General features: G+C 45.1%; 8 protein-coding genes and 1 CRISPR repeat array. Of the genes, 6 read left to right on the plus strand and 2 right to left on the minus strand.

Annotated elements, in window-relative coordinates:
- Both C5S62_RS02300 and C5S62_RS02305 read left to right on the plus strand, forming a co-directional pair.
- The coding region (locus C5S62_RS02300) for a cob(I)yrinic acid a,c-diamide adenosyltransferase (protein ID WP_104403890.1) at positions 1-523 on the plus strand (523 nt) is incomplete at its 5' end.
- A gap of 72 nt (positions 524-595) precedes the next feature.
- A complete protein-coding gene (locus C5S62_RS02305) occupies positions 596-817 on the plus strand; it encodes a DUF2795 domain-containing protein (RefSeq protein WP_009347943.1) in 222 nt (73 codons plus the stop codon).
- Positions 818-1163: 346 nt separating this feature from the next.
- Here the strand turns inward: C5S62_RS02305 and C5S62_RS02310 are convergent, their stop codons facing one another.
- Positions 1164-1712: a DUF2500 family protein gene (locus C5S62_RS02310; protein ID WP_104403891.1), complete on the minus strand. Its 549-nt coding sequence runs from the start codon at positions 1710-1712 to the stop codon at positions 1164-1166.
- A gap of 345 nt (positions 1713-2057) precedes the next feature.
- Here C5S62_RS02310 and C5S62_RS02315 point away from each other — a divergent pair, with 345 nt between their 5' ends.
- A complete protein-coding gene (locus tag C5S62_RS02315; protein ID WP_104403895.1) occupies positions 2058-3023 on the plus strand; it encodes an urea transporter in 966 nt (321 codons plus the stop codon).
- A gap of 84 nt (positions 3024-3107) precedes the next feature.
- Here C5S62_RS02315 and C5S62_RS02320 read toward each other — a convergent pair whose 3' ends face one another.
- Complete coding sequence (locus C5S62_RS02320) at positions 3108-3494, minus strand: hypothetical protein (RefSeq protein ID WP_133159467.1); 387 nt, start codon at positions 3492-3494, stop codon at positions 3108-3110.
- A 233-nt stretch (positions 3495-3727) separates the two neighbouring features.
- Here C5S62_RS02320 and C5S62_RS02325 point away from each other — a divergent pair, with 233 nt between their 5' ends.
- From C5S62_RS02325 to C5S62_RS02335, 3 genes are all read left to right on the plus strand, one after another.
- Positions 3728-4126: a CidA/LrgA family protein gene (locus tag C5S62_RS02325; protein ID WP_104403893.1), complete on the plus strand. Its 399-nt coding sequence runs from the start codon at positions 3728-3730 to the stop codon at positions 4124-4126.
- A 5-nt stretch (positions 4127-4131) separates the two neighbouring features.
- Positions 4132-4830, plus strand: coding sequence for an LrgB family protein (locus tag C5S62_RS02330; RefSeq protein WP_104403896.1), 699 nt, complete (start codon positions 4132-4134; stop codon positions 4828-4830).
- 408 nt (positions 4831-5238) lie between these two features.
- Positions 5239-5721, plus strand: coding sequence for a hypothetical protein (locus C5S62_RS02335; RefSeq protein ID WP_104403894.1), 483 nt, complete (start codon positions 5239-5241; stop codon positions 5719-5721).
- Between the two features lie 357 nt (positions 5722-6078).
- Positions 6079-7738: a CRISPR direct-repeat array (repeat unit 47 nt; unit sequence GTTGTGAATTGCTTACAAATTAGTATCTTTGCTCTATAAGAAACAAC).
- The last annotated feature ends 92 nt before the right edge of the window (positions 7739-7830 follow it).

Here is a 7830-nt window from a genome sequence, read left to right on the forward strand (position 1 = left end):
GATATATACTAAACGTGGTGACTCAGGTTTTACGCACCTGTCTGACGGTACGGAAGTGAGCAAAAACGACTGTTGTATTGAAGCATGTGGCGCACTTGACGAACTCAACAGTCATGTAGGCTTGCTGGTGGCCCTGCTTTCGGAGGAGTCCTCCCGTAGTCAGTCCGCTGTTATCGGGCAACTCCATGAGGTTCAGCGCCGTCTTTTTGTGATCGGTTCCGCTTTGTCCGGCGCGTCACTGTCCGTATCTTTGTCTGATATTGAGGCGCTTTCAGCCATAGAGGCCGCCATCGACCGTCTTCAGAGCCATCTCCCGCCTTGGTGCGGCTTTGTTTTGCCGGGCGGATGTCGTTCTGCCGCCCAAGCCCATGTCTGCCGTTCCGTTTGCCGTAGGGTGGAGCGGTGTGTAGTCAGTGCCGGAGGCGAAGAATATCTGTCTTACCTTAATCGCTTGTCGGATTTTTTCTTTTTGTTAGCCCTCTTTTTAAATCAAATTAAAGGATTTTGTGAAATAAAATGGTGAGAAAAGGTTCTTTTGTCAGAAAAAATAGTATTTTTGCCGCCAAAAGTAATAACCTAAATAAATATTGATTTTATGTACTGGACTCTGGAACTTGCATCAAAACTTGAGGATGCTCCCTGGCCTGCCACTAAAGACGAGTTGATAGACTACGCTATGCGGTCGGGGGCACCGATGGAGGTTGTGGAAAATCTTCAGGAACTTGAAGACGAAGGTGAAGTTTATGAAACCATAGAAGACGTTTGGCCGGACTATCCGACTAAAGAGGATTTTCTTTTCAACGAGGACGAATATTAAAGCTTTATAAGCATTTAAGCCATCAAATATCAGCGCGACAAACAAATTCTTATTGTTTGTCGCGCTGATATTTGATGGCATCTATGGGGTGCTGGTGGAACTGTGGCTTTTTGCAGTCAGAATCAGAGTTCGTGTGAGAATGGCTCCTTCTGCATTTTGCTGTCTGATAGAAAGTTTTTGGAGCCAGAGAGACCTGATTTTGATGAGTAATAAAAGATTTAAAATTCCACTAACGGTTACGCTGCGGGCTAATCCTGCTGATGGCTCTGTACCTGTCTCTGATGTGAAAAGTTCCGCTACGGGCAGATGATAAATGCCGATGTTTCCGGCGGGCAGGCGCCGCGTGTCAGCGGGCGGCGGTGGTATTGATAATCACAGGAACTCCAAACAGGCCGCGTGCAACCGGCAGGGAAATTGTGCCGCCCTGGCGGATGCGGCAGTACCGTTTCAGAGGTATGGAAAGATCCTTTGTACTGCCGTTGTTGAATCTTACGGTCATGTAGTAAACCTTGTATGGTCGTCCTTGCGTGTAATGCCGTCGGCCTATGCGGCGGGTGTGGTGCCTCACTTTGTGGTATTTCTTTTCTACGACAACTTGGGTGTTGTGGGTTTTTGTTTTATTGGCAAAAGCGTAGTTGCAGATGTAGAATGCCGCCGCCAGCACAATGCCGGTGCATATAGTGTGACAGAGGTAGTTAGACAGGATTTTCTCCGAATTTGTCAGGCGGCGCCATGCCCTCCACAGTGCCGTTCCGGAAAGCAATGCTGCCGCTCCTGATCCGGCGAAAGGTATCCATGCGCTCATCAGAGTGTTTGACGAAACGGAGACAGCTCCTGCGAGCAGGATGATACACACTATGAAAACCGCCATCCGCATGATGTTTTGTCTGGTCATGGTTTTGTTGGAAAGTTTAATGTCGTAATTGAATCAAAAAACGTTGGGAGTGATTGTTTCCGTTTGTAAAATTACTGATTTTTATTTCCTGTGAGAAAGAAATCCGTTTGTTTTTCTGACATTGATGTTCATCATGCCGATTATAGAAGACAGAGCCTTATGCAGTGAGTACCGGCGTTGGTGTTTCGTTTCGATGGGCTGGAACACTTTATCCCGATGAAGCAATGCCGCGGGATAAAGGCATGTTAGAGGGGTGACCGCGGGTTGTAAGGGAAAATGAAAATATTTCGGTCGGGAGCACTTTTGAATATTTCATTGTATCTTTGTCTGTAAAACCGAATGATCATGAGTTTACGGCGGAAAAGACTACTTTCTTTTGTTACGGATGCTGATTCATTGCGCTCCGTGTCTGTGGCGTTTGCCCGTGGGGTGAGCCAGGTTATGTTTCAGCGCAGTGCCCTGGCCGGCTGGCTGTTTCTTGCCGGAATCTTCTGGGGGGCTTATGAGTGTGGTACGCCTCAAGTGGCTTGGGGCGCCGTTGTCGGGGCTGGCTTGTCCATGGCAACCGGTTTCCTGACAGTTCCCGACAAAACGCAGGGTGAGGCCGGTCTTTGGGGCTTTAACGGTACGCTGGTGGGGTGCGCTCTTCCGGTGTTTCTGGCAGATACGTGGCCGATGTGGGCGCTGCTGGTGTTTTTGGCCATACTTGCTCCCGGTTTGCAGCGGGGACTGAATGGCATGATGTCTGCGTGGAAAATCAATTCGCTTACCTTCCCTTTCGTGTTTCTCACCTGGCTGGCGCTCATGGCCGCCCGTCAGTTCGATGCCTTGCCACTGTCTGTTCCGGCGGAGGCTTTGGCTGAGGGGGAACCCGACTGCTCGCCCGCTTCGCTGGCCGTTTATTGGCTCAAAGGTATAGCTCAGGTGTTTCTTGTCAATTCCTGGGTGGCAGGCCTCTTTTTTGTCATAGCCCTGGCCGTTTCCAGCTGGCGGGCCGCCATTTGGGCCATGGTGGGGTCGGGCATAGCTTTGGGAATTTCCGTTTGTTTGGAGGCCTCGCCTGAAGCCGTTTCCAACGGTCTCTACGGTTTCAGTCCCGTGCTTACAGCCATCGCGCTGGGAAACACGTTTTTCAAACCTGGCGTGCGTACTGCCGTCATCACTTTGGCTGCCATTGTTTTTACGGTGCTTGTTCAGGGAGCCATGAACGCCCTGATGCTTCCTTGGGGCATTCCTACGCTGACAGCTCCGTTCTGCGTGGCTACCTGGCTGTTCCTGCTGCCGGAGGCTGTAATGGCCGAGAAGAATTAAAAGAACCGACTGCAACGTACAGTAATTACGTTGCAGTCGGTTCTTACCCGATATGCGGTGAACGCTGCCGGCCGTGAAGAACTGTCAGCGCTCTTCGCCGGTGATGGTGTAGTAGATGTGTGTGCCTTGTTGCAGATGAACCTTCCTCACAAAGGGGTTACCCTTGTAGCTCACGTCTATTTGCGAATATGCAGGAGCATGTCCGCCATTCACCGATGCGGAAAGCTCTGCTTTGAATCCCCGCTGTACGGGGCCGATGACGATTTCCACCGTTCCTGCGGCGTTTTTTTGCTGGTCAATGTGCGGCTCTCCTTTTTTATCATTGTAGCTGATGAAAAAGTCATCCCCTGCAGTAGCGCCTACGGTGTATCGCACATAGTAGTCCATAGCGTCATCGTTGTCATCGCTGCATGCGGCGAGACTCAGGGAGATTATTGACGCCACAATCCCCCACAGGATTTTTCTTTTCATGGGCATTTCCTTTTTAAGTACCTTAACATACTGCAAATATACGGAATTTCCGATGAACGGGTGTCGTATTTTTTTAAAAAACAATAGTAAGTTATTATGTCGTTAAGGCATGCGGCGCATCTGCGGTTGGCTGTGTCAGGAATAAATGCTAATTTTGCAGCGTCCTACTGATAAATCTGAAACATCGCTCATAGAAAACTCCGATGGGCGATTTTTTCTTTAAACGATAAGTTATGAATGTAATTCTACAGTGTGGCGTGCTGTTCACCTTTCTCGCTTTGGGCGAGCTGGTCGTTTGGCTGACAGACGTTCCCGTTCCGTCGAGCATCATCGGAATGTTGCTCCTCACTCTGGCCTTGGAGCTGAAGGCGGTCAAACTCTCGCAGGTGGAGAAAATGTCGGATTTTCTCGTACACAATCTCGGTTTCTTCTTTGTGCCGGCCGGCGTGGGACTGATGGGCTGTCTCGATCTGTTGGGCAAAGAGCTGCTGCCCATTGTCGGCGCCATGGTCGTGAGCACGGCCGTCATACTTGTCGTTACGGGCCATGTACATCAACTTGTGCGGCGGCACATGCGCCTGAAAAATATTTTCCGTAAGCGCCGTGTGGCCTCTACCGATGAAAAATGTTGACCGATATGGATTTCTTTGCCAATAAAATGTTTCTCATAGCGCTGACGTTCGTCGTGTTTGTCCTTGCCCGGCAGTTGCAGGCGAAGACAGGCGTCAGACTGCTCAATCCCATTCTTGTTTCAATAACGGTGCTTATTGTCATTCTGCTCCTGGCCCGTGTGGACTACTCCACCTATCGCGCCGGCGGCGACTACATTGACTTTTGGCTTAAGCCGGCGGTGGTGGCCCTTGGAGTGCCGCTCTATAAGCAGCTGGTCACCATCCGGAAACAGATGTTGCCGCTGCTCGTTGCCGAAATGGCCGGCTGTGTGGCCGGCATAGTTTCGGTAGTGCTTGTGGCCAGGCTCTTCGGAGCTTCCCAGGCCGTACTGATGTCGCTGGTACCCAAAGCCGTCACCACCCCCATTGCCATGGAAATTTCCTCGGCGGTGGGAGGCATTCCGTCGCTCACGGCGGCTGTGGTGGTGTGTACCGGTATTTTCGGTGGCATGGCAGGGTTCAGAATAACGAAGATGGGCAATGTGAAAAGTCCAATAGCACAAGGACTTTCTATGGGAACAGCGGCTCATGCCATGGGCACGTCGGCGGCTATGGAGCGGAGCGACCGTTACGGCGCCTTTTCTTCACTGGGCCTGACGCTCAACGGTTTGCTCACAGCCATTCTTTCCCCCCTCATTCTCCATTTGCTCGGTTACAGCGTGTAGGCGTTCCGCTGCTCGGAAACGGCGCCCCGTGTGGGCGGCATGGCTTTTTAACACTATTTGCTTTCGGGCTGAAAATGTCGTATATTTGTAACAGCAAAGCGGGCTGTCTTTTAAGAATAGCCCGCTTTTCGGGTGTTTTTCCGGCACGATTCCAGGAAAAAACGCGGTATTTCTTCCTCAAAATCCCCGTATTGCAGTTTTAAAAGTCCGTATTCGTGTTAAAAATCCAATACAGACTTTTAACATTCCGGTGTTGACAACCTATGTCTTAACACTTCCGAAAGTTACGGAAAGTTAAAAATGTTAATGTCGTTCTGCTCCGAAAGGGCTTTCAGTTGTGAATTGCTGACAAATTAGTATTTTAGACCATTTAATAAATTTATCAAAAACTTAAAAAAACAGAAAACAATGGAAACTTTAATCACTTTCGTAACATTAATAATCGTAATCATTCAGGTTTGGACTTGGATTCTCTTCATAAAGACAACATTCAATGTACAGAAGATCAAGAAAGTAATAGTTGACAAGAAAAACGAATCTGAACAGATTATATGTGAAGATATACGCCGTGATTTGGTAACAATAAATATTATTGTGGCCTCCTGCAACGACAACGAAAAAGCAAAAAAACTAATTCAGCCATTCATGTTGAATATGGCAAAGAAATGTATGGACTTTTCTATTGTAAAAGATATCAAAGGACATAACCCATATTACGACAAAAAGGAAGACATAGAAAAAAGAAAGAAAGAAACCTACACCGACACATTCATGAACCACGTAGGAGTGCATCTTACCCACATTTCAGAGATGCTTGGCGCTGATCTTTCCATGTACAGCAACTACGACTATGTCCGCCAGTTTTGTCCAGATACTGTTGTGAATTGCTGACAAATTAGTACCTCAAACACCCGATTGCAAAAGTACAGAATACATCTGTAGTTGTGAATTGCTTACAAATTAGTATCTTTGCTCTATAAGAAACAACGGTTCGACTGAGTGGAACTGTATGACCTAGTTGTGAATTGCTTACAAATTAGTATCTTTGCTCTATAAGAAACAACTGTATGCCGCGCTAGATAATAAATTCTTAAGTTGTGAATTGCTTACAAATTAGTATCTTTGCTCTATAAGAAACAACCGCGGTTCGTTAAGCGTGATTATCACGTTAGTTGTGAATTGCTTACAAATTAGTATCTTTGCTCTATAAGAAACAACATCGGAATGAAAAACGCCAACGGATACCCGGTTGTGAATTGCTTACAAATTAGTATCTTTGCTCTATAAGAAACAACGAGTTCGTCCAATGCTTTCTTGTGAATATTGTTGTGAATTGCTTACAAATTAGTATCTTTGCTCTATAAGAAACAACCTTTACATCTGCCCTCCCCTGGACTCAGCGGTTGTGAATTGCTTACAAATTAGTATCTTTGCTCTATAAGAAACAACCGAATTGGTTACGTTACAAAATACCTTCTTGTTGTGAATTGCTTACAAATTAGTATCTTTGCTCTATAAGAAACAACACGAAGGTGGTTAATTATTACCCTCAGAAGTTGTGAATTGCTTACAAATTAGTATCTTTGCTCTATAAGAAACAACCATCGTTTTTCTATATATATAAGGTATGCCGTTGTGAATTGCTTACAAATTAGTATCTTTGCTCTATAAGAAACAACACCACTTGAATGTTGTTTTGTTGTTACCCAGTTGTGAATTGCTTACAAATTAGTATCTTTGCTCTATAAGAAACAACGTCTGCAAGTGCAAGTTCCCGTCCTTTTGCGTTGTGAATTGCTTACAAATTAGTATCTTTGCTCTATAAGAAACAACTCTTGTCAGACCCACAATGTGAACATTTCAGTTGTGAATTGCTTACAAATTAGTATCTTTGCTCTATAAGAAACAACGCGCGGCAACCTTGTGTTGTCAAAGGCTGCGTTGTGAATTGCTTACAAATTAGTATCTTTGCTCTATAAGAAACAACATTCCAAGTAAATCTTGCACCAAACATGGCGTTGTGAATTGCTTACAAATTAGTATCTTTGCTCTATAAGAAACAACATTTCGGCAATGGTGTATGTGTCAGATTTTGTTGTGAATTGCTTACAAATTAGTATCTTTGCTCTATAAGAAACAACCTTCAACCGTATGGGCAAGTTGGCATAACAGTTGTGAATTGCTTACAAATTAGTATCTTTGCTCTATAAGAAACAACCATGGTAATCATTGGTGTCGGCAAAATTTGTTGTGAATTGCTTACAAATTAGTATCTTTGCTCTATAAGAAACAACCCCGCCAAATCATCTTCATGCCACCGGGTGTTGTGAATTGCTTACAAATTAGTATCTTTGCTCTATAAGAAACAACACAAACCTTTTTCCATCGGGTTCACGACTTGTTGTGAATTGCTTACAAATTAGTATCTTTGCTCTATAAGAAACAACTTATGCCGCACTGGTCCTCGAGCTGATTATGTTGTGAATTGCTTACAAATTAGTATCTTTGCTCTATAAGAAACAACTTGAGGACTGGAGATACAACAACGCTATCCGTTGTGAATTGCTTACAAATTAGTATCTTTGCTCTATAAGAAACAACTCGATGTGGATATGATGGTACTGGACGCTAGTTGTGAATTGCTTACAAATTAGTATCTTTGCTCTATAAGAAACAACTGCATCCATCATGGACACAAGTAGATTGAGGTTGTGAATTGCTTACAAATTAGTATCTTTGCTCTATAAGAAACAACTTGATAGGGTCTTTCCCGGTTGCCATATCAGTTGTGAATTGCTTACAAATTAGTATCTTTGCTCTATAAGAAACAACTTTGACATGATGAATCCTTGTCGATATTAGTTGTGAATTGCTTACAAATTAGTATCTTTGCTCTATAAGAAACAACAAATTCAACTGAATGCGCCTTGCCATTGTCGTTGTGAATTGCTTACAAATTAGTATCTTTGCTCTATAAGAAACAACTTATAATATGTATAT

Source organism: Prevotella sp. MGM2 (assembly GCF_002933955.1).
Taxonomy (GTDB): domain Bacteria; phylum Bacteroidota; class Bacteroidia; order Bacteroidales; family Bacteroidaceae; genus Alloprevotella.